The following is a 23,191-nucleotide window of genomic DNA, read 5'->3' on the forward strand; positions in this document are numbered from 1 at the left end:
CTGCACGGCAGGTTTTTTCACTCCATTATAACAGCAGGGTAGCCTGTTCCAGTCACCCAACCGTCACCCCAGTAACATAAATCCTTCATTTCCCTGAGCTAGCTTACCGCCATTCTGTTTTCAGGACTGCGGATGCATGAGCCACCTTTCGCTACATCACATCACTAAAGCCTGGGGCGACAAAATTGCCCTCAATGACATCACCTTTGATGCCGCAGAAGGGAGCTTTGTTGCGCTGCTTGGGCCCTCCGGTTGTGGGAAATCCACACTGCTGCGCACCATTGCCGGGCTGGAAACCGCCGACCGCGGCGAGATCCACTTTAAACACGCTGAAATCACTCATTTGCCCCCATCGCAGCGCAAGCTATCGATGGTGTTTCAATCCTATGCGCTGTTTCCGCATCTGAATGTTCGTGAGAACCTGCTGTTTGGTTTAAAGGCACGCGGTGAAGATAAGCAGACTTTTACGGCCCGACTGGATGACGTCAGCAAGCTGATGGAACTGGATAAGTTGCTTGATCGCCTGCCGTCGCAACTGTCTGGGGGTCAACAGCAACGTGTGGCGTTGGGAAGGGCGGTTATCGCGAATAACAACCTGTGTCTGATGGATGAGCCACTGTCTAACCTCGATGCCAAGCTGCGGCAGAGCATGCGCCGTGAGATTCGTGCCTTACAGAAGAAGCTGGGGCTCACCATGCTGTATGTCACGCACGACCAGACCGAAGCGATGAGCATGGCGGACAGTATTATTCTACTGAATGACGGCCACATCGAGCAGCAAGGCACACCGAACGATCTCTATAACAATCCCGCCACGGTTTTTGCCGCGCAGTTTATCGGCGCACCACCCATGAATATCCTGCCGTTGCACAACAAAGAAAACCGTCATTACCTGAGCCACTTACCGGCCCAGGTGGTTGAGCATTGCGATGAGGTGGCATTGAGTCTCGGTTTACGAGCGGAAGATATTCAGCTGATCTCACCTGAACACGCTGCCTTAAAGGCCAGAGTGATCAGCTACGAATACATGGGTGCTGATACCTTGCTGGTGTGCCAACTCGCGGGTCTGTCCGATGCCATCACCGTGAAAGTGCCCGGCATGCAGCATTTTGTCGAGGATAGCCAGGTCGGATTGCAGTGGTCTGCAGCTCGCCAATATTTGTTTTCCACCACGACTGGCAAACGCTGTGCGTCTGCCGAGCAACAGATGTTTGTTTCACAGAAAAAATACGCTGTTTAACCGTTGTTTTCGCCCAAGGGATAATCATGTCTGCGATTCGTTACTCACGCCTGGCCTCTGCTTTACTGCTCTGTACTACGGTTTCCGCTTTTGCCGCCGATCCGGTTAAATTGCAGATGTACTATCCGATCGCGGTCGGTGGCAAAGTCAGCCACACCGTTGACGCGCTGGTGGCTGATTTCGAAAAAGTGCATCCGGAAGTGAGCATTCAGCCGGTTTACACCGGTGACTATGCGACAACCGTCACCAAAGCGCTGACCGCGTTTCGGGGTGGCAATGCTCCGCAGCTGGCGGTCATTGGTGACATTGAGGCTTATTCCCTGATTGATGCGGGCGCGATTGTCGCCGCCAGCGATCTGGCGACCGGTGATGAAGGTAAAAAATGGATCGATGGATTCTATCCAGCGTTCCTGCGTCACATTGATGGCAAAGTGTGGGGCGTGCCATTCCAGCGTTCTACCGTGGTGATGTACTGGAATAAACAGGCCTTCGAGAAAGCTGGCTTGAATGGCGACACACCGCCGGCCAACTGGCAGCAGGTGGTGGAATTCAGTAAAAAACTGACCATCAAAGATGCTAACGGCGTGAGCCAGTGGGGCATCGAAATTCCGTCCACGCCAAACGGTTACTGGAACTTCCAGGGACTCTCTGCCACCAATGGCGGTCGTCTGGATAACGGAAAAGGCACGGCCGTACATTTCAACACCCCTGGTAACGTTGAAACACTGCAATGGCTGACCGACCTCGGGCAAAAAGAAGAAGTGTCACCGAAAGGCGCCATCGCCTGGGGTACCACACCACAGGACTTTATCAGCGGTAAAACCGCCATGATGGTCACCACCACCGGTAACCTGACCAACGTGCGCGATAACGCCAAATTCCCGTTTGGTGTGGCGATGCTGCCAGAGAAAACACAGCGTGGCAGCCCAACCGGCGGCGGTAACCTTTACGTCTTTAAGAATGCCTCACCCGAGCAGCAAAAAGCCGCGATGGAGTTTATCCGCTGGGTGACTTCACCGGAGCAAGCTGCGCGCTGGAGTATCGCGACAGGCTATGTGGCGACATCTCCAGCGGCATGGGACACCACGGTGATGAAAGACTACGTGAAAGAGGTCCCTCAGGCGCTGGTCGCGCGTGAGCAGTTGAAGTATGCGCAGCCAGAACTCTCGACCTACAACAGCGTACAGATTCAGGATGCGTTGAACCATGCTGTCGAAGCGGCGGTGACCCAGGCAAAAACCCCGGCAGAAGCGCTTGAAGGTGCGCAGAAGCAAGCGGATCGCCTGTTGAAGTCCTACCAGTAATGGAAGCGCGATGAGCACGATAAATGCCAGTACGGCGCAGCGTCGTCCCGCATTCTGGTCGACGCAGCTTTATGGTTACCTGCTGATTTTGCCAGCACTGAGTTTTTTGCTGCTGTTTACGCATTATCCCGCGGTGGCGACGATCTGGGAGAGTCTGTTCAGCGCTTCCCGTAATAATCATCCGGCCCACTTCGTTGGGCTGGATAATTACATGGCCTTGCTGGATGACGATATCTTCATCCAGTCGCTCTGGAACAACTTGTTGTATGCACTGATCACCATTCCGCTGGCCGTCGCGCTGGCGTTAATGATGGCGCTGGCTGTGAATCGACGATTGGCGGCAAATTCGCTGGTCCGCGCGGCGTTTTTTATTCCATCATTGCTCCCAATGATTGCCATCGCCAACCTATGGCTGTTTTTCTACACTCCGCAGCTGGGGCTGTTGAATAAGTTGCTGGCGCTGTTCTCACTGCCTGCCGTGAACTGGCTCGGTGAGCCGGGCACGTCCCTTTATTGTCTGATGGCGGTTTCTGTCTGGCGTGAAGCGGGCTTCTTTATGATCTTCTATCTTGCTGCCTTACAGCAGATCGATCCCCGCCTCAATGAAGCGGCAGCGATTGAAGGGGCTTCACGCGGTTACTTTTTCCGTCGCGTGCAATGGCCGCTGTTGATGCCAACGACGCTATTTGTGTTGATCAATGCTTCGATGAACGCCTTCCGCATTGTCGATCAGGTGATTGCCATGACCAACGGGGGCCCCAACAACAGCAGTAGTCTGCTGCTGTTCTATATCTATCGCACCGCATTCAGTTTCTGGGATATGCCTGCTGCCGCGGCGATGACCGTGGTATTGCTGGTGATCCTCGCGGCGATTGCGCTGATTAAATTTACGCTGCTGGACAAGCGAGCCCATTATCAATGAAGAAGACGAACGCGTTGGGTGGCTGGTGTCTGAACCTCATCATTTGGCTGGCCGCGCTGCTGTGGCTGTTGCCGATTCTGGTCGCCCTGTGGGTAGCAATCCATCCTGCATCGGATCAGGCCAGTTTTTCGCTGTTCTCGCCGCTGACCTTCGATAACTTTATCAAAGCCTGGCATGCCGCGCCGTTTGCCCGCTACTTCCTCAATACCACCTTGCTGGTGCTGATGATTGTGGTGGTGCAGTTAATTTTGGCGACCATGGCGGCCTATGCGCTGGTGCGTTTCAAAATGAAATTCTCAGGGGTTATTTTCGCGCTGATCCTGCTGCAGTTGATGATTAGTCCGGACGTTTTGATTTTGAACAATTACAAAACCATCGGTGCGTTTGGGCTGCGCGATACTTTAACGGGAATAGCATTGCCGTATTTCGCCTCTGCTTTTGCCATTTTCCTGCTGCGTCAGACGTTCAAAAGTATCCCACTGGTGCTGGAAGAGGCGGCGATTGTGGAGGGAGCCAGTCGGTTTTATATCTTGCGCAAAATCTACATTCCATTGGCGAAACCGATCTACATCGCTTTTGCCCTGGTCTCGATCAGTTTCCACTGGAATGATTTCCTGTGGCCGCTGGTGATTACCGATTCCGTCAACGTAAGACCGCTCACCGTCGGATTGCAATTGTTCTCGGCGCCAGAGCAGGGCGTACAGTGGGCGCTCATTGGTGCCGCTACCTTGATGACCACCTTGCCGTTGCTGGTGCTGTTCCTGATTTTCCAGCGCCAGTTTATTCAGTCGTTCATGCGTGCTGGTATTCGCTAAGGAGTGTTTTTCGTGACTCATCCGCATCCATTGACATCCTTGCAGCGCGAACTCCTCGGCGATGTGGCCGAGCTTTATGCTTTACCTGATTTACGTCCTGCAATGATGGATAACGTGCTGCGTTTCGGTGTGATTGCTGATCCGCAGTATGCCGATGTCGAAGCTGATATCGCCAATAACCTCTACTACCGTCATGCACTTGATAAGTTACCGCAGGCAATTGAAGCCCTGAATCAGCAACCGCTGGATTTTGTTGTGACGCTGGGGGATCTGGTTGACCGGGACTGGGCAAGCTATGCCGCCATTCTGCCGCTTTATGACCAGTTGGTGCATCCGCATGCGGTAGTGTTGGGGAATCATGATGCGCAAACCCTTGCTCAGCATCTGAATAATCGTGCGGCACTCCCCAAAAGTTATTACTCGTTTCGCTTAGCGGGGTGGCGGTTTATTGTTTATGACGGTAACGATGTCAGTTTGTACTGCAACGCGCAGAATGGTGACGACTACTACCAGGCGGAGAACCTGCTGGCGGAATTAAAGGCGCAGCGACAGCCGCAGGCTCAGCCATGGAACGGTGCCGTCGGTCAGCAGCAGCTGAACTGGATTGAACAGCAATTGATTGAAGCTCAGCAACGGGGGGAAAAAGTGGGGGTGTTTGGTCATTACCCGCTGGCGCCTCACACCACGCATATACTGATGAACGCCAGTGTGCTGGTGGATCTCCTTTCTAGTTACAACATACATTTTTGCTTCTCAGGACATGACCACCGCGGCAACGCTGCATACATCGGTCAGACAGGGTTTTATACCATGAAGGGCATGCTCGATGGTCCAAGCGAAATACCCTTTGCGGTGGTCGAAGCGGATGATAATGGTGTAAGGATTCACGGCTTCGGCGGGGAGATAAGCCGAGGTTTGTGTTAATGCGGTCAGCCGACGGGGCTCATATCGCCTGCAATTTAACCGGCGCGCTTCAGGGGCTGTGGCGGTAACTGTTGCCGACGACGCGCAATCTCTTCAGCACGCTGTAACAGCTGCTGCAAATCATCCTCGTCAATATCGAGAAGCTGACCGTTCTCCAGTGCCTGATGCAGATCATCGCGAGTAATTGGCACTTCAAGCGCCACTGAATTCGTTTTAGGTTCGTTAGCAGCCAGCGGATGCGGGTAACGGCGACCCGCAAGATTATTAAAAATGATTGCCAGTACAGCGAGACACACGGAATTTAGCAGCACGGGAGAGAGAATAAACTGATATCCCAATTGCTGAACGCCACTGCCGCCCAGAATCGCTGTCAGCGCCACCGCCCCACTGGGAGGATGCAAGCAGCGCAGCTGAAACATCACGGCAATGGCGAGACAAGCCGCAATGCCGCAAGCGACTGCGGGATAGGGCACATACATCGCGGTTGTCACGCCTATCACGCCTGCGACCAGATTCCCGCCAACAATCGACCAGGGTTGCGCCAACGGACTATTCGGTAAGCCGAAAAGCAGCACTGCAGACGCCCCCATCGGTGCCACAAACCATAAGTTGACCTCACCAAGCAGCCAATGGCTGGTCAGGCTGGTGATCATCAGGCCGAGGCCCGCACCGATGCTGGCCATGACTCTCTGTTTTTTGGCGACCGGTAACGGATGCGGCCAAAGACGGGCAAGGAAAGTCCGCAGCGATGTTATCCAGCTGGCGCGACGCAGGTGTGTCATGAAGGTCATACTCTGTCATAAGAAAACGCGATGGATGGCGATTGTCGCTGATCGATTCCTGAGGAACAACCACAATGTTAGTGTGCTGTTACCAAACGGTGATGAGGTTACAAGCTGGAACAATGATGTTTAACCGTGTCTTACACAACGTCTAAGGTTGTTGTATAGTCCGTTTTTTTTCGGAGGAACCATGCTGCCCAACTCATCCACGCGCCTGAACAAATACATTAGCGAGAGCGGAATCTGCTCACGACGTGATGCCGATCGTTACATAGAGCAAGGCAACGTTTTTATTAACGGCAAGCGCGCGACCGTTGGCGCACAGGTATTTGCCGGGGATGAAGTGAAAGTGAATGGGCAGTTGATCGAGCCGCGTAACGAAGAAGATTTAGTGCTGATTGCGCTCAACAAGCCGGTGGGCATTATTACCACTATGGAAGAGGGTGAACGCGATAACATCGGTGATTTTGTTAACCACAGTAAACGCGTGTTCCCGATCGGCCGTCTGGATAAAGACTCACAGGGTCTGATTTTCCTCACCAACCACGGTGACCTGGTCAATAAGATCCTGCGCGCCGGTAACAACCACGAGAAAGAGTACGTGGTGACCGTAGATAAGCCCATCACCGACGAGTTTATTGCCGGGATGGCGGCGGGTGTGCCGATGCTGGGTACTGTGACCAAAAAATGCAAAGTGAAGAAAGAGTCGACCTTTGTGTTTCGTATCATCCTGGTTCAGGGTCTTAACCGCCAGATTCGCCGAATGACCAAGCATTTTGGCTTCGAAGTCACCAAGCTTGAACGTACGCGTATCATGAATGTCAGTCTGAAAGGCATCCCGCTGGGCGAATGGCGTGATTTTACTGATGACGAATTGATTGAGTTGTTTAACTTGATCGAGGATTCTTCATCCGAAGACAAAAAAACGCAGCAAAGCCAGGCGAAAAAGAAACCGGCAGCAGCGGCGAAAAAAGTCGCATCGAACGGTGCAAAGATTCCAGAGAAAGCTGCGGCCAAACCAGCAGGGCGTCAGCGCTTTGCTCAACCTGGTCGTAAAAAGAAAGGGCGTTAAATTTTCCCTGGATTTGCCATGACTGTTTAAACCCGGAACAAATTTTATAATCCTCTCACTATTTGTTCCGGTTTTTTCCCTTCATACTTTTTTTAACAAAGGAGGGAACAATGAACAACGCAACCTGGTTAGATGAAATGCAGCATTTCTATGCCGCGCAGCCGCGTCCGGCGTGGGTTCCACGCATGTTTTGGCTGACCAAAAACCAGCGTAATAAAATTTTGACGGAACTCTTGCTGCCGCAGGCCAAACAGAGATAACGCTGCTATTTAGCCGGTTATTTAATGTTAAGAATAACCGGCCCTTATCACTCTTCTTCAGCCACTTTGACCACGGTTTTACCAAAGTTATTACCCTTCAACATATCGAAGAACGCCTGTGGTGCATTTTCTAATCCATCGATCATGTGTTCACGATAGTGAATTTTCTGCTGTTCAACCAATGGCGTCATCGCCTGCAGAAATTCCGGATATCGATCACCGTAATCCTGGAAAATAATAAATCCCTGCATACGGATTCGGCGCTTCAATATCCCACTCAGGATTTGTGGCGTACGGTCAGGACCAGCGGGTAGGGTTTTGCCACTGTTATAGGTTGAGACCAGTCCACAAACCGGTACGCGAGCGGCGGTGTTCAACAGCGGGAACACGGCATCAAACACTTTGCCACCAACGTTCTCGAAATAGATATCGATCCCGTCCGGGCAGGCGTTCGCCAACTGTTCAGCAAAATCCTCGCGATGGTGATCGAGACAGGCTGAGAACCCGAGTTTTTCAATCGCGTAGCGGCATTTCTCTTCACCACCGGCAACGCCAACCACATGACAGCCTTTGAGCTTACCCAGTTGCCCGACGGTGGCTCCCACCGGGCCCGTCGCGGCGGCGACCACCAGGGTTTCGCCTGCTTTTGGCTGCCCAATGTCCATCAGGCCCATGTAAGCGGTGAAGCCGGGCATCCCCAGAATGCCCAGCGCCCAGGATGGGTGGGGCAGATCGCCGATTTTCGCTACGCCAGTGCCATCCGAGACGGCATAACGTTGCCATCCGCTGCCTGCCAGTACCCAGTCACCGGTTTTATAATCGGGATGCTGCGATTCAACCACCTGTGAAACTGTACCGCCGACCATTGGCTGATCAAGTTGTGCCGGAGGCGCATAGGATTTACTGTCATCCATGCGCCCGCGCATATAAGGATCCAGTGAGAGGTAAACCGTGCGGAGCAGCATTTCACCTGTTTTGATGGAGGGAATAGGTTGTTCAACAAGCCGGAAATTCTCTTTAACCGGTTCGCCATCGGGGCGCGATGCCAATAGCCAGGCTTGATTGCTGTCAGGGGATTGCGTCATGTAAACCTCTTTACTCATTTGAATCAGGCAAGTGTAGTAGAAACCTATTTAAGAGTTTGTCGCAATCTTGAAATGTTGCTATATAATAACAATTAGGTGTTTTTTACATATATGTTGCTATATAACAACATTTGGAGGCGTATGCTGCCAGGCATGCAAGATATTGGCAGAAAGTGCCAGGAAAAACGTAAAGCGAAAAGGTGGACGCAAGCCAAAGCAGCCTTGCATTCGGGTGTTCACCGCACCGTGATCTCGCAGATTGAGAACGGCCTTTATTCTGGGTCACTCAAAGTATTGACGTTGTATCTCAATACGCTCGAACTAAAACTTTCCGTGCAGTCTGCGGGCATACCGCAACTGGATGAACTGGAGGAATTGTTTAACGATGACTGATTTCAACCAATTGGCAAAGCCACTGCGTTACATTGACGTGTTTAGCGGGGGTGAGTACAGCGGAAGATTGTTGCATGAACGGGGGAGTTACAATTTCAGTTATTTCTCTGAAATGGCACGCCCCGTATCGCTTACCATGTTGACGGAAAATCGGATCAGTTATAACGGTAGTCGATTATTTAATATTTTTGAGATGAACATACCTGAAGGCTATGTTCGCTACCACATCGCTGAACGTTTACGCCGTTATGTGGGGAACGTGAGTGATATGCTTTTCCTCGCATTACAGCAGGACACTGGAATAGGCGCATTATCGTATAAAAGTGAGATCGATTTTCCGCGGCCTTCACCGGAAAAACTGGATGATTTGCTTCGCTGGGATCATAAAGAAAGCGCTTTTCAATATTTGCTAAATAAATACCTGCTACAAACCTCCATTTCGGGTGTGCAGCCTAAGGTAATGATCAGCACTGAGAATCGTGGTACCGTGTTGTACCCAAATCTTATAGCGAAAACGGGTGATGAAGAGTACCCACGATTAGCGGAAAATGAATTTATCTGTATGTCCCTGGCGAAGCTTTGTGGCTTGCCAGTTGCCGATTTTTGGCTTTCTGATAATAAAGAACTTTTTATTATGGAACGCTTTGATATTCAGCATAATAGACGTCTGGCAATGGAGGACTTCTGTGTGCTATCAGGGAAAACATCAGACCATAAATACAGTGGTTCTTATGAAACCGGTGGGAAAATTGTGAGTTTATTTACGCGCGATCAGTCCCAGGTTGAGTTGTATTGGCGCTATGTTCTTTTTAGCTGCATGGTAGGCAACGGTGACGCGCATTTGAAGAATTTTTCATTACTGTATGCAAGTGAAAATAATGGATCACCCAAGTTATCCCCACTCTATGACGTGGTCAATACAGACATTTATCCAACTACTGATAAAGAGTTGGCGCTTAAATTAAATAAAAGCAAACTATTCCCCAATCGAGATAATCTGCTGAAGTTTGCGCGTGAGCTTAAAATCATCAAGCCTGCTGATATCATTGAGCAATTCGCAGATATCATAAGTGACCAAATAAATAACAACCCGATTTTCGATGATTTCCCTGCGCTTAAGGAATCAATCGCCCAGTCTCTGACTCGCAGCGTGGCGACTAACAATGTATTTTTAACCACTGACGTCAAACGACCTAAAAAACGAAAAACTGACTCATTGCTCTAATAGCGCTGGGAGGTATCTATCTTCCCAGTGAGCCAGCGCACAAACCCACACAAAACTTTACGCTGGGAAAACCGCTAACGCATTGAACATAAAAGCCCCTTCAACATCTGCACAAACGGTCTCGGGCATTCTCACATAACTGCTCTTTAATCGACTGCGTATACCTATAGCGGTGCAATTAACCCAATAGGTGACGCATGACGGTTCAACAATCTTATGATTTAGCAGCAGATCACGACACGCATATCGCCTCCGCAATCGCTAAGTTTTTCCGTCGCATCATCCCGATGCTGGCGCTGATGCTGATTGTTAACCAGATTGACCGAGCCAACATTGGATTCGTCAAAGCCGAATTACAGACGGATGCGGGGATCAGTGCCGCAGCCTTTGGTCTGGGCGCAGGATTGTTCTTTATTGGTTATGCGCTGTTCGAAGTGCCCAGCAATATGATGCTGAAAAAACTCGGGGCACGCGTGTGGCTGACGCGCATCATGATTACCTGGGGCATCGTGGTGGTGTTAACCGGTTTTGTTAGCACGCCGCTGCATTTCTATGTCCTGCGCTTCTTGTTGGGTGTGGCAGAGGCGGGATTTTTCCCTGGCGTCTTATTCTACTTTCGCCAATGGGTGCCGAACGCATGGCGCGGTCGTGCCACCGCGATGGTGCTGAGTGCCACCGCCAGCGCCTTTCTGTTTTCCGGCCCCTTAACTGGCGCCATTCTGATGCTGCATGAGGTGAACGGGCTAGCCGGGTGGAAATGGGTGATGTTCCTGGAAGGGGGCGGATCGATTGTGATTGGTTTGCTGGCCGCGCTAGTGCTGGTCTCTAAACCGCAGGATGCCAAATGGCTTACCCCAGCAGAACAACGTGCGTTGCAAGCACAGTTAGCGTTAGAGGATGCAGCTCGTGACGTACATGCTAAAGAGCACGGCCGCTGGGGTTTATTGCGCGATCGCAGCTTACTGTTCTATTGTCTGATTTTTTTCACCATGACCATGACCGGTTACACCCTGGTCTTCTGGCTGCCGCAAATCATCCAGCGTATTCAGGGTTACAACAGCTTTGAAATAGGTTTGCTGACCGCCGTTCCGTGGTTATGTGCCATTGTTGCCTTGTTCCTGCTGGGTAAAACCACCGACCGCTACCGCGATAAGCTGGATAAAGGGCTGGGTCTTGCGATGCTGATTGCCGCGTGCGGCACCTTTATGGCCACCACCGGCACACCCTGGTTTGGCTTTGTCGCGATGATCGTCGCTTGCATTGGCTCGAAAGTCAGCGCGGCATTCTTCTGGCCAATGCCGCAAAGCGAATTACCTGCTTCAATCGCCGCGCCTGGTATTGCCCTGATCAACTCCATCGGTAACCTCGGCGGGTTCTTTGCACCCACCGTGTTTGGCTATCTTGAACTTCATACCGGCAGCACCACCGGCGGGCTGTATGCGCTGACCAGCGTGTCGGTTATCACCGGTGTCTGGCTGCTGCTGCGACGCAAACCTGTTCCCCCTGCATTCGGTCACACGGAGAGAAACCATGTCCGACACACCAGTCATTAAATCGATGCGTATCGTTCCGGTTGCCGGATACGACAGCATGCTGCTGAACATCGGCGGGGCGCATAACTGCTATTTCACGCGCATTCTGGTGATCCTTACCGATTCAGCAGGCAACAGCGGCGTGGGGGAAACGCCGTGCCACGCTTCAACGTTGCAACTGCTGGAACATTTTCGCCCGCTGATTATCGGTAGCTCACTGATGCGTGCTAACGCCACGTTGAGCCAACTGTTCGCCAGCGACGCGCGGCAGCAACACACCTTGCACACCAATGACATTCATATTCCGCAGATGAATCCAGAGAAGTTTTACAACGCGGCGGCGGCAATTGAGGCTGCGTTGCTCGATTTGCAGGGTAAATTCCTCGATTTAACGGTAGCGGATCTGCTCGCCAGTGGTAAGCAACGAGAGCGTATTCCGGTGTTGGGCTATCTGTTTTATATCGCCGATCGTCAACGCACGAACATGCACTACCGTTCGGGTGATGACGAAGCGGATGGCTGGTTCCGGTTACGTCATCAACCGGCAATGGACAGTGCAGCAGTGGTACGGCTCGCAGAAGCCGCAGTAGAACAATACGGTTTTCGGGACTTCAAGCTAAAAGGCGGCGTCTTGCATGGCGAGCAGGAAGTCGAAACCGTGGAAGCCTTGCTGTCGCGGTTTCCACAATCTCGCGTCACCGTGGATCCGAATGCCAGTTGGTCGCTGGATGAAGCGATTCGCTTTGGTAAACAGCTGGCAGGTAAGGTGCCATACCTGGAAGATCCTTGTGGCGCAGAGCAGGGATATTCCGGGCGCGAGACCCTGGCCGAGTTCCGTCGCGCCACTGGCGTGCCGGTGGCCACTAATATGATCGCCAATGACTGGCGGCAGCTGCAGCACGCTCTGCAGCTCAACGCCATCGACATCCCGCTCGCCGATCCCCATTTCTGGACAATGCGCAACGCCAACGTCGTCGCGCAACTGTGTAACGAATGGGGCCTTACCACCGGTTGCCACTCCAATAATCACTTTGATGTTTCACTGGCGATGGTGGCCCATCTTGGTGCTGCAGCACCTGGCAATCGTCAGACCGCCTTCGATACGCACTGGATATGGCAGGATGGCCAGCCACTCAGCCACCAGCCACCGCAAATTCGTGATGGTTATCTGGAGCTGCCGCCGGGGCCAGGTTTGGGCATTGAACTGAATATGGAACGCGTCGAGCAGGCGCATGCGCTCTATAACGCACTGCCCGATAAGAACCGCAACGATGCATTGGGCATGCAGTTTTTGATTGATAACTGGCGTTTTGACGCCAAACGTCCGGCCCTGGTTCGCTGAGGACATTAAATGAAGAAAACCTTTCAGATAGCCACATTACTTACGGCGATGGCGCTCAGCGCACCATTGCTGGCAAAAACTTTTGTCTACGTATCAGAAGCGGATGATGGCACCATCGCCCGCTACACGCTGAACGAACAAACCGGCGTATTGCAGTTGATGGGGCGCACTCAGGCAGGCGGAAAAGTGATGCCGCTGGCGTTGAGTGCTGACCACCAGCATTTATACGCGGCCATTCGCAGTAAACCACTGCAACTGGTGAGCTGGCAGATCGATCGCACGACGGGCGACCTTAATCACAGGACTGCAGTGCCTGCCACGGCCAGTTATCCTTATATCAGCACCGATAAACAGGGGCGATTCCTGCTGGGCGCCTCCTATGATGGCGATGTGGTGCATGTCTATCGGCTAGCCAAAGATGGCAAGGTGATAGCACCGCCGGTGGGCAGCTACAAGACGGGCCATGCGGCACATTCGGTGATTGTTGATAATGCCGGTGAAACCGCCTACGTCGGCAATCTCGGTACTGACCGCGTATTGCAGTTGAAGCTGAGCGAGGAGGGGGAACTCAGCGCGCTGGGCAACGGTTATGTCAAAACCGCCGACGAAAATGGCCCGCGTCATTCGGTGTTATCACCGGATCAGCGCTATCTGTATAACGTCGGTGAGATGGGCGGCATCATCACCCAGTTCCGTCGCGAGCCGAGTGGCGAACTGGTCAAAGTCAGCGAAACCCCCAACGCCGTAGCCACAGAGTATAAGTTGCAACATGGACGTGAGCGACCGGCAGGTTACAGCGATACCACGCCACGCATCTGGTCAGCCGATATTCATCTGACGCCAAACGGTCATTTCCTGTTTGTGACCGAACGCACCAGCAGCACGGTGAGCGGATACCGCGTTGATCAACACAGTGGCAAACTGACGCTGATAGGTAGTTGGCCGGTAGAAAAGCAGCCGCGCAGTATTGCCATAACACCGGACGGCAAATGGCTGATCGCCAGCGGTGAAAAAAGCGCAGTGACAGGCAGCTACGCCATTGATGCCAAAAGTGGTTCGTTAAAGCGTGTGGGTGAAGCGCCTGCTGGTAAAGATGCGAACTGGGTAACGGTACTAAGTGACTGAGTCCCCCTTGCGATGATCTGGCGCAATGCTCTGCGCCAGATTGCGCGAAATGTTTTTATGGAGCCGTTGTAATCATTGAGGTTGTTTAGAAAAGTGTGATCCAGGACACATTTATACGACTGATGACAGGTTGTGAAGCAATAGGCTTATAAATCAGAGAGATTCTGTAAATAGAAGCTGAATTTGCATCTAGTCCATTAGTAACCCTTAATAATTACCCTGATATTGATTGCCTGCCAATATCACCAATTTTGATGCTGTAACAACCTGACATATTTATCGCCGTGAGTAGATTGAATATTCTGGCAGGATACGCCGCACTTAGTGCCGTCTGGTCTCAATACTGTCATGCAGTGGTTTTCAAAAAACGCCGTTTTTTTTGCTGTAAAAACCTGTCTGGCTGCCTTTTTGGCATTGTACTTCTCACTGGAACTCAACCTGGATAAACCCGCCTGGGCCATTACCACGGTTTTCATTGCCTCTCAGCTTTACTCTGCGTCCACCATTTCGAAATCACTGTTTCGCATGCTCGGCACCTTGTTAGGCGGCGTGTTTATCTTCTTTGTTTTTCCCGTCACTGTTGAACACCCCTTACTTTTTAGCTTCATTATCTCACTGTGGGTGAGTGTGTGCCTGTACCTTTCCCTGCACGATCGCACGCCAAAAAGCTATGTATTCATGCTGGCAGGTTACAGCGCTGCCATCATGGGATTTCCTGAGGTGATGACGCCGCTGTCTATCACCAATACCGTGTTATCCCGCATTGAAGAGATCGCTGTTGGCACTGTGTGTAGCAGCCTGGTACATGCGCTATTGTTTCCGGTCTCGATGCGTAGTTTGCTGGAACAGAGTGTCAGCCAGTGGTATTTGAATGCGCGCAAACTTTGCCACGATTTGCTGTCCGGTATTCCGGGGGATAAGTCCCCCGAACGCGATGAAATACTGACGCGTATGGCGACCAATCCGCAGCAAGTGGAAATTTTGATCACGCACTGTGTTTACGAGGGTGATGCCGCGCGCCGTTTGATTCGTCTGGTCAGCGTGCAGTATCAACATCTCTCTTATTTAATCCCCACGCTCACTGCGATTGAACTACGCCTGCAGCGATTATCGGCATTGCAGATTACCTTCCCGGACAACGTCGCGGTAGCATTCCGCCTGTTTTTGCATTGGCTCAACGATGGCGAAGCCGTGGGCGAAACCAGCGGTATCCAGCTGGAATTAAGCCGTTGTCAGAGTGATATCAACCAGGCCTGGCGTAGCGGGGAGCTACCGATTGAACACTGCCTGCTGTTTACCGGTTTGCTGGAGCGCGTGGCGGACTTTGTCCGCATTGCGGGCGCTTATCAAAGCGTCGGCGGGTTGGTCAGCGATCTCTCGGGTGACACCACACCCGCACGCGGCAAACGTACCCATCGTTTCTATGACAAAGGGTTGATCAGGCTGTCGGCCTTAACCGCCTTTTGCGCGATTTTTGGTTCCTGTTTACTGTGGATTGGCACGGGTTGGCACGACGGTGCCTCAGCACCCGTAATGGCTGCCATCCTGAGCTCGCTCTTTGCCAGTATGGATACGCCACTGACCTCAATGAAATTGTTTGTGCGCGGTGTAATTGTGGCCATCTTCATCAGCGTGATTTATGTGGCGTTGCTGTTACCGCAGGCCACCTCATTTGAAGCGTTGATTATTTGTCTGGTGCCGGGCTTGCTGATACTCGGCCTGATGATTGCACGCCCCTCAACCAATATGATTGGCATCAGCGTGGCTATCCAGATTCCCGGCTTTATTGGTTTAGGCCATCATCTTAAGCCCGATCTGGTGTTGTTGATTAACAACGCGATTGCTTCGTTGGCTGGCGTGCTATTTGCCGTCATTATGACTGTATTGATGCGTAATAAACGGCCTTCATGGACGGCGCGTCGTGCGGTTCGTCAGGGGTTACGTGAGCTATTACGCTTTATCAAGGAACTTGAACGTACCGGTTCATCGCTGCTGGGCAGACAGCGTTTCATCAGTTTGATGCTGGATAAGGTCAACGTGGTGTTACCACGTTTACGACTCGATCCACAGCCGGATATGTCGACCGCCGGGATGTTGTTAACGGAGGTGTGGCTGGGCGTTAACAGCTTTGATTACTACGCGCGACACAAAGATCTGCTGGCAAAACATCAGCTGGACAGTGGACAGATGTTTCACGAGCTTGCCTTGTTTCTGAAACGGCGTCTGAAATCGCTGCAAACACGACCACACCAGGATTTGCTGGACGAACTCGACTGGCTGTTGCTGCTGCTGGAGCGGCTGGCAAAGCAGGATGACGGGTTACTCACACCGCTGTTTCATCTGTTTAGCATTCGTCTTTACCTGTTTCCTGAGCAAGCGTGGCCCATTGCCACGCCGCGCCAGTTGGAAAGAATGCAACTGCAGGATTATCGTCAGCGCGCTTATTAACCGTACCAACTGTAACCTTTGGGGACACGTGAGAAACCCGCCTCTTTCAACGCTGCGAGCAGGTTGGATTGTCCGACGGGTCGATCGTTAACCCGTTCCAGCGTGAAATTAAGATGCTTTTCGCGGCTTAACGCCTGGCCCAGCGCAACCAGTGCGGCATGAAGATCTTCGTCGCCATCCTGCGCATCAAAGGTCATCAGCTCTTTACCTCCAGGGGGAAGGTAAAGCAGGACACGACCACTGGCGATGACCGTAAAAGCACCCGCACGGCGCGTGGGTTTGGCTCCTGTGAGGCTGAGCGGCCATGGTAGTGTTAAACCGAAGGGGTTCGCGGGGTCAACTGCGGATAATACGACAGGGGGATGTCGCACTGACTTGCCAGCGTCGAGTTGACGCAGACGATCGATAGCAGGGTTATCGGCAAACTGTGCCGCGCCCATGCCTGCAATAAAACGCCCACGCAACAGTCGCCCGGCATCTTCCATCCCGCGCAACACCGGTTGCAGCGCCGGAAAGCCGCCGGGAATCTGTTCGGCGATTGCGGCACCACGCGTGATGACACCAAATCGATCCAGCATATTTTCTGCCAGTGCCAGCGCACGTTCGGTGTCAGCAATCGGCTGGCGGGGGATCAACGACCAGCGACCAGCCATAGCGTGAAGTGAGAGTCGTGATTCGACCGGGCGACTGGCGCTAAAACTGGATCGACTGTGCCGTCCGTGACGTGCACGAACAAGGCGCGGTTTGGGCGTGCTGGCAATCTGGCTGAGATTACGCAGTGCCGACCAGGTATCGATAGTGAGGACGCCGCGCCAGATAAGTTGCCAAAGAGCCTGATACACGTCTGTCGACTCAATCAGTTCATCGCTATCCTCAGTATCAGTGATGCGCGGCATCAGTTGTCTGACGAACCAACCCGCGCCATCCTGCATCAGCGTCACTAACTTATTTTCAATAGGTGACAATGTCACTGAATGGTCCGGGGCAGGCAAGGTTTCGCTGGCGAATTCACTTAAATGCAGGGAAACCAGACCGTCTTGCACATTTGATGAAATATGACCGACCCAAATGACCTCTCCCGATGAGAGCAATTCATCCAGCATGGCTGGCTGATAATCCCGAATGCGTGCAGGGAAGATTTGCGATTCCCACAGTGATACCGGCAGCACCACGCCTGCCAGTTGTTCAACGACTCTCATTACGCCATTCAGACCGGAGAAAGCGCCTTGTGGCTGTCGCGCGTTTGCATCACTCAACAGCCCCTGACGCTCAAGCAGAAACGTCACATAGGCGGCCGGTGCAACGGGTTGAGTGGCGTCGCGCGCGGACTGTAACGATCGCACACGTAAGCGGCGAAAGACGCTTTCTGCTGCCCACTGCGTGGACTCATCAGATCCTGAAGCGAGAAAATCGCCTTTAAGTAATTTATTTTGCTGGCGAAGCTGATCCAAAGCTTCATCCACAACGGCGCGACCGAGGCCAAAGCGTTGAGCCACCTGCAAACTGGTAAACACGGCGTGGGTGCGGGCGTAGCGCCCTAATAGATCCTGCAATGGTCGGACGACCGGTTCGAGCAGTGCAGCCGGGAGGCCTGTCGGCAACACGCAACCCAGCGCATCGTGCAGACGTACCGCATCTTCAGCCACTGCCCAGCGTGCGATACCCGCGATTTTCACACTGACGATCCGCTGCGCCTGTTGCAGCGCGTGTAAGCCGGGCTCAAGGGGCTCATCGCCATTGAAGCGTGCAACAAGTTCTTCGGTTGATAACGGACCCAGTTCGCGCAGCATATCCACCAGAGCCTCAATAGTGCGCGCCTGATACTCTGCCACGCAGCGCTGTAACTCCTGTTCAACCCGTGCAATCACGGCGGGTTCCAGTAACTCACGCATCTCCGCCTGACCCAGGAGATCACTCAGCAGATTGCTGTCGAGCGCCAGCATTGAAGCGCGTCGTTCAGCCTGCGGTGCATCACTGGCATACATGAACTCGGCGACGTAGCCAAACAGCAGCGGTGCGGCAAACGGCGAGGGCGTTTCGGTGGTGACTTCTGTCAACCGCACATCACCCTGATGTAACCGCGCCATCAGGTGATGCAGCGCGGGTAGGTCGTATACATCCTGCAAACATTCGCGTGCCGTCTCAATCAGGATCGGGAAGTCTGTAAACTGACGCGCCACTTCCAGCAACTGGCTCGCGCGTAAACGTTGTTGCCAGAGAGGAGAACGTTTGCCGGGATTGCGGCGTGGCAATAGCAGGGCGCGGGCAGCACATTCGCGAAAACGTGCGGCGAACAGCGCCGAATGCCCGACTGATGCCATGACGATACGTTGTAGTTCATCAGGTTCGAATAAAAAGAGCTCGGCACCCGGCACCCGACCGTCACTATCGGGGAAGCGTGCCACGATACCGTCGTCGCTGGCGACCACAGCCGGATCGATCCCCATGATGCGGCCAATGCGTTCTGCCACCGCCAGCGCCCAGGGCGCGTGCACGCGTTGACCATAAGGGGAGTGCAGGATCACGCGCCAGTCGCCGGTTTCATCCCGACAACGCTCAATCAACAAGCTGCGGTCGGTGGGCAACTCGCCAGTTGCCTGAATTTGTTCGGCGATCAGGCTTTTAATATTGTGTCGGGCATTGGCGTCAAGACTGTCACCGGGTAGTGACGTTTCACTATGGGCCTGTCGTAAATAACCACCAATCGCTTCACCCAGTGTCGCTGAACGGCCGAGACTGTCGCCATGCCAGAATGGCAGACGCGCTGAACGGCCCGGCGCAGGCACCACCACAACCTGGTCATGGGTGATTTGCTGAATACGCCATGATGTTGCGCCAAGGGTAATGATGTCGTTAATCCGCGACTCATAAACCATCTCTTCATCCAGTTCCCCGACGCGTCTTGCGCCCGTCTGTTCTTCACCTTCGGGCAGCATAACGCTGAACATCCCGCGATCCGGGATGGTGCCACCGCTGGTGACAGCCAGGTGCTGCGCGCCAGGCCGTCCAGTCAGGGTATTATTCTGTCGGTCCCAAATTAGGCGGGGTCGCAGGTTGGCGAACTCATCGGAAGGATAGCGCCCGGCTAACATGTTTAGCACCGCTTCAAATGCGTGACGTGGTAACGTTTTAAACGGTTCTGCACGCCGTACCAGCTCAAACCAGCTGTCGATTTCCAGCGTGTCCATTGAGGCGGCGGCGACCGTGTGCTGAGCCAGCAGGTCCAGCGGATTGTGTGGCAGGGTAATCGCATCGAGTTCACCCGCCAACATCGACTCAACAATGACAGCCGCATCCACCAAATCGCGTCGGGTGCGCGGCCAGATGATGCCTTTCGGCGTACCGCCGACCTGATGACCCGCGCGCCCGACGCGCTGGAGCGCACTGGCAACCGAAGGGGGCGCACCAACCTGAATCACCAGATCGATATCGCCCATATCAATACCCAGCTCCAGGCTTGATGTGGCGACCACGCAACGCAGCTCGCCCGCTTTGAGCGCGTTTTCAATTTCCAGCCGTTGTTCTTTAGAAACAGAACCGTGGTGGGATCGGGCCAATAAGTCATTCGGTGTGACGGTGCGTTTCTCTGTACCGCCGGTAAAGGAACCGTAGGCAAAGGACTCTTCTGGCGCAGTGGGCTTTTCTCCGAGGCGACGCGTGTAGAGCTCATTCAGCCTCGCGGTAAGTTTTTCAGCCAATCCGCGGGAATTGGTAAACACCAAAGTGGCGCGATGGCGTAACACCTCATCCAAAATCCCGGCTTCAATGTGTGGCCAGATGGATCCTGCGGACAGTGTGGCATCCTGCACTGAACGGCTATCGGGGCGCTGCTGAATATCCGTCATATCTTCAACAGGCACCCGGATAGTTAATGCTAATGGGCGCTGAGCTGTAGGATTCACGATCAGCGTTTCGCGACTCCCCCCTAGAAACTGTGCGACGGCCTCCGGCGGTTTCACCGTGGCGGAGAGGCCGATACGCTGCGCAGGGTGCGTTAGCAGCGTATCCAGCCGTTCAAGGCTGAGCGCCAGATGCGCGCCGCGTTTGCTGCCCGCGATGGCATGTACTTCATCAACAATCACCGTAGAGATGCCACGCAGCGTGTCGCGGGCTTTTGATGTCAGCATCAGAAATAAAGATTCGGGCGTGGTGATCAAAATATCCGGTGGGCGCCGCTGTAATTTTGCCCGCTCGCTGCTGAGCGTATCGCCCGATCGCATGCCCACCTCCAGGGTGATCTCGGCTTCACCGCGTTTGCGCCGCTCTTCAGCCACCCCCGCTAAAGGCCGTTGCAGATTGCGCTGAACATCCGCCGCCAGCGCTTTCACCGGAGAGAGGTAAAGAATGCGTGTTCTGTGACTTCGTTCGGGGAGATCTTCGGCGCTGCGTTCACGAAACAGGGCATCAATCGCATAGAGAAATGCCGCCAGCGTTTTACCAGAACCGGTGGGCGCAATCACCAAACAGTTCTTACCGCTCGAAATGGCCTGCCAGGCTTCCTGTTGTGCGGGCGTCGCCGCTTTAAAGGTGTCGCGAAACCATTGCTGCGTGGCGGCGGTAAACAACGCGAGTGAAGAGGCTGGCATCCGATGCTCCTGGGGTTTCAAAGAGGACTTTCAGCAGTGTAGCCTGCAGCATGATTGTGAGCAGGTTATATACTTGATGTTTTGGCTGATTTTTTCATCAACAGGAGTGAGAAATGATGATGTTCAAACGCGCACTATTATTGGCGTTGCTTCCGGGAACCGTGCTGGCTGCCCCGATATTTACGCTGCAATCATCGGATTTTAACGACAGTGCCATGCTGGATAAAACCTTTGCAGGCAACAACAAAAGTAACCCGTCATGCACCGGCGACAATGTATCTCCCGCTCTAAGCTGGTCAAATGCACCGGCCGGCACCCGTAGCTTTGCGCTGATGCTGACCGATCCCGTAGGAGGAAAAGGCTTAGGCGTGACACATATGGTGGCCTATAACATCGCGGCGGATCGCACGCAGTTTGCGCAGGGCGAATTAAGTAAAGGCGAAGGATACACTGGAGGTAAGAATTCGCCGGGCACCACAAGTTATTACGGTCCATGCCCACCAGTGGGAAGTGGCATACATCATTATAACTTCGTGATGGTGGCAACAGATTTGCCGGTAAATCAATTACCTGGCGGACTGACACATGATGAGTTGATCGCCAAATTGAAAGGCCATACCTTGGGGGCTGCCACCATTGTGGGACGGTTTACCAACGATAAGTAAGTCATACGGCCGCCTGAACTGGCGGCCGTGACAACGTCACTCTACAGGATAGATAGACTCTGCCAACGCGCCCCGACGATCCAGTCGGCGTGCGGCTAACCACAGCAATGCGGTGACAAACCAGCCAATAATCCACGACACATCATTGCCTGCAAATATCCAGGTCAATGAGCCATGGTGCAGCGGATTATCAATAAACGGCAGTTGCACCATCACACCCAGGAAATAGACCACAATCCCTGCCCAGTTCCAGCGCCCATAACGACCATCAGGCTGTGAAAGTGCCGGAATATCCACGCGCCCTTTGGTGATGAGATAAAAATCGGTAAGGCTGATTGCGCTCCACGGAACAAAGAAGGCCAGCAGGAACAACAGGAAATGGGTAAACGACTTAAGGAAGGCCGGTTCACTGATCAGGGCGATGATGCAGGCGATCGTGACCATCAACACCACAAACAGAACCCGACCGCCACGGCTGAGGGACGTTTGCTGCCGGAAGCCTGACACGATGGTGGTGAGTGACATAAAGCTGCCGTAAGCATTCAGGGTAGTGAAGGTAATCTTGCCAAAACAGATAGCAAAGTAGATCACCATTGCCATGGTCGCGCTACTGCCCAGACCCACGATATATCCCACTTCATTACCGGAAAACGCTTTTCCGGCAATCGCCGCCACAATCACGCCCAACGTCATTGAGGCTTGGGTGCCTAAAACGGTGCCGAAAAACACCGAACTGAACAGCTTTTTCGCCGAGACGTTAGCCGGCAGGTAGCGTGAGTAATCAGACACATACGGGCAAAAGGCTATCTGCCAGGAGGATGAGAGTGAAACGGCCAGCAGGAAGTTGGCAATCGTGAAGTGCTGATTTTGCCACACGGCCGACAAATCATGCGTGGAAAGCAGGGTGATGAACAGATAAGCGAAGGCCAGCACACCGATCACACTCGCCACTTTACCCAACTTGTGAATCACCCGATAACCGAGCACCGCAATCACCACAATGATGGCGCTGAACAGGATCATACCCGTCGCGTTGCTCACATTAATCAGCTTTGCCAGTGCCTGACCGGCCAGCACGGTGCCACTTGCCGAAAATCCAACATACATAATGCATACCAGCAGCAGCGGGATCACCGCACCAAACACGCCAAACTGCATGCGACTGGTGATCATCTGCGGTAAGCCAAGACGTGGGCCCTGAATGGCATGCAACGACATGATGGCGGCACCAATAATCTGGCCCACTAACAGGCCCACAAGCGACCACACCACATCGCCGCCCAGCACCACGGCGAGCGCACCGGTGACAATGGCGGTGATTTGCAGATTACCGCCGAACCAGAGTGTGAACTGGCTAAAAGGGTGGCCATGACGTTCACGGAGCGGGATGTAATCGATAGATCGGGTTTCAGACAGGCGCTGGTTTTCTCTGCCTGAATAATCGGCTGCAGGTGATTCGGCTGACATAGTT

The 23,191-nt window shown here is 53.2% G+C and carries 18 protein-coding genes; 14 read left to right on the forward strand and 4 right to left on the reverse strand.

Features of this window, described 5'->3' with window-relative positions:
• Positions 1 to 136: 136 nt before the first annotated feature.
• From AC6I8L_RS09375 to AC6I8L_RS09395, 5 genes are read left to right on the forward strand one after another with little or no spacing between them, the layout of a single operon-like run.
• Positions 137 to 1,240, forward strand: coding sequence for an ABC transporter ATP-binding protein (locus tag AC6I8L_RS09375; protein ID WP_479398487.1), 1,104 nt, complete (start codon positions 137 to 139; stop codon positions 1,238 to 1,240).
• 26 nt (positions 1,241 to 1,266) lie between these two features.
• Positions 1,267 to 2,544: an ABC transporter substrate-binding protein gene (locus AC6I8L_RS09380; protein WP_034823562.1), complete on the forward strand. Its 1,278-nt coding sequence runs from the start codon at positions 1,267 to 1,269 to the stop codon at positions 2,542 to 2,544.
• Positions 2,545 to 2,554: 10 nt separating this feature from the next.
• Positions 2,555 to 3,466 carry a carbohydrate ABC transporter permease gene (locus AC6I8L_RS09385; RefSeq protein ID WP_058960560.1) on the forward strand — a complete coding sequence of 304 codons (912 nt, stop codon included), beginning with the start codon at positions 2,555 to 2,557 and terminating at the stop codon, positions 3,464 to 3,466.
• Positions 3,463 to 4,281, forward strand: coding sequence for a carbohydrate ABC transporter permease (locus AC6I8L_RS09390; RefSeq protein WP_058960559.1), 819 nt, complete (start codon positions 3,463 to 3,465; stop codon positions 4,279 to 4,281). Before AC6I8L_RS09385 ends, AC6I8L_RS09390 begins: the two co-directional genes overlap by 4 nt.
• Positions 4,282 to 4,293: 12 nt before the next feature.
• Positions 4,294 to 5,205, forward strand: a complete 912-nt coding sequence (locus AC6I8L_RS09395) for a metallophosphoesterase (RefSeq protein WP_058960558.1) — start codon at positions 4,294 to 4,296, stop codon at positions 5,203 to 5,205.
• Between the two features lie 35 nt (positions 5,206 to 5,240).
• Here the strand turns inward: AC6I8L_RS09395 and AC6I8L_RS09400 are convergent, their stop codons facing one another.
• Positions 5,241 to 5,987 (reverse strand): HPP family protein, encoded by a 747-nt coding sequence (locus AC6I8L_RS09400; protein WP_058960568.1) that lies wholly within the window; start codon positions 5,985 to 5,987, stop codon positions 5,241 to 5,243.
• A 190-nt stretch (positions 5,988 to 6,177) separates the two neighbouring features.
• Here AC6I8L_RS09400 and rluF point away from each other — a divergent pair, with 190 nt between their 5' ends.
• A complete protein-coding gene (gene rluF, locus AC6I8L_RS09405) occupies positions 6,178 to 7,059 on the forward strand; it encodes a 23S rRNA pseudouridine(2604) synthase RluF (protein ID WP_034823556.1) in 882 nt (293 codons plus the stop codon).
• Positions 7,060 to 7,169: 110 nt separating this feature from the next.
• Positions 7,170 to 7,319, forward strand: a complete 150-nt coding sequence (locus AC6I8L_RS09410; protein WP_167347113.1) for a hypothetical protein — start codon at positions 7,170 to 7,172, stop codon at positions 7,317 to 7,319.
• A 47-nt stretch (positions 7,320 to 7,366) separates the two neighbouring features.
• Here AC6I8L_RS09410 and curA read toward each other — a convergent pair whose 3' ends face one another.
• Positions 7,367 to 8,404: an NADPH-dependent curcumin/dihydrocurcumin reductase gene (gene curA / locus AC6I8L_RS09415; protein ID WP_058960557.1), complete on the reverse strand. Its 1,038-nt coding sequence runs from the start codon at positions 8,402 to 8,404 to the stop codon at positions 7,367 to 7,369.
• A 141-nt stretch (positions 8,405 to 8,545) separates the two neighbouring features.
• On the opposite strand from curA, the gene AC6I8L_RS09420 reads away from it, so the two are divergent.
• The 6 genes from AC6I8L_RS09420 to AC6I8L_RS09445 all read left to right on the forward strand — a co-directional run bounded on the left by AC6I8L_RS09420 (position 8,546) and on the right by AC6I8L_RS09445 (position 16,469).
• The gene (locus tag AC6I8L_RS09420) at positions 8,546 to 8,797 is read left to right on the forward strand and encodes a helix-turn-helix domain-containing protein (protein ID WP_058960556.1); all 252 of its coding nucleotides are present in this window, start codon (positions 8,546 to 8,548) and stop codon (positions 8,795 to 8,797) included.
• Entirely contained in the window at positions 8,790 to 10,022 is a 1,233-nt protein-coding gene (locus AC6I8L_RS09425; protein WP_058960555.1) for a type II toxin-antitoxin system HipA family toxin, read from the forward strand. Before AC6I8L_RS09420 ends, AC6I8L_RS09425 begins: the two co-directional genes overlap by 8 nt.
• A gap of 197 nt (positions 10,023 to 10,219) precedes the next feature.
• On the forward strand, positions 10,220 to 11,575 hold the full coding sequence (locus AC6I8L_RS09430) for an MFS transporter (protein ID WP_058960554.1): 1,356 nt from the start codon (positions 10,220 to 10,222) through the stop codon (positions 11,573 to 11,575).
• Complete coding sequence (locus tag AC6I8L_RS09435) at positions 11,553 to 12,896, forward strand: enolase C-terminal domain-like protein (RefSeq protein WP_058960553.1); 1,344 nt, start codon at positions 11,553 to 11,555, stop codon at positions 12,894 to 12,896. Before AC6I8L_RS09430 ends, AC6I8L_RS09435 begins: the two co-directional genes overlap by 23 nt.
• A 9-nt stretch (positions 12,897 to 12,905) precedes the next feature.
• Entirely contained in the window at positions 12,906 to 14,021 is a 1,116-nt protein-coding gene (locus AC6I8L_RS09440; protein WP_058960552.1) for a lactonase family protein, read from the forward strand.
• A 348-nt stretch (positions 14,022 to 14,369) separates the two neighbouring features.
• The gene (locus tag AC6I8L_RS09445) at positions 14,370 to 16,469 is read left to right on the forward strand and encodes an FUSC family protein (protein ID WP_058960567.1); all 2,100 of its coding nucleotides are present in this window, start codon (positions 14,370 to 14,372) and stop codon (positions 16,467 to 16,469) included.
• Here AC6I8L_RS09445 and AC6I8L_RS09450 read toward each other — a convergent pair.
• A complete protein-coding gene (locus AC6I8L_RS09450) occupies positions 16,466 to 21,055 on the reverse strand; it encodes an ATP-dependent helicase (RefSeq protein WP_058960551.1) in 4,590 nt (1,529 codons plus the stop codon). The genes AC6I8L_RS09445 and AC6I8L_RS09450 overlap by 4 nt on opposite strands.
• 113 nt (positions 21,056 to 21,168) lie before the next feature.
• Here AC6I8L_RS09450 and AC6I8L_RS09455 point away from each other — a divergent pair, with 113 nt between their 5' ends.
• Positions 21,169 to 21,720, forward strand: coding sequence for a YbhB/YbcL family Raf kinase inhibitor-like protein (locus tag AC6I8L_RS09455; protein ID WP_034823536.1), 552 nt, complete (start codon positions 21,169 to 21,171; stop codon positions 21,718 to 21,720).
• 36 nt (positions 21,721 to 21,756) lie between these two features.
• Here the strand turns inward: AC6I8L_RS09455 and AC6I8L_RS09460 are convergent, their stop codons facing one another.
• The gene (locus tag AC6I8L_RS09460; protein WP_058960550.1) at positions 21,757 to 23,187 is read right to left on the reverse strand and encodes a purine-cytosine permease family protein; all 1,431 of its coding nucleotides are present in this window, start codon (positions 23,185 to 23,187) and stop codon (positions 21,757 to 21,759) included.
• Positions 23,188 to 23,191: the final 4 nt, after the last annotated feature.

This window comes from Type-E symbiont of Plautia stali, from assembly GCF_059731115.1.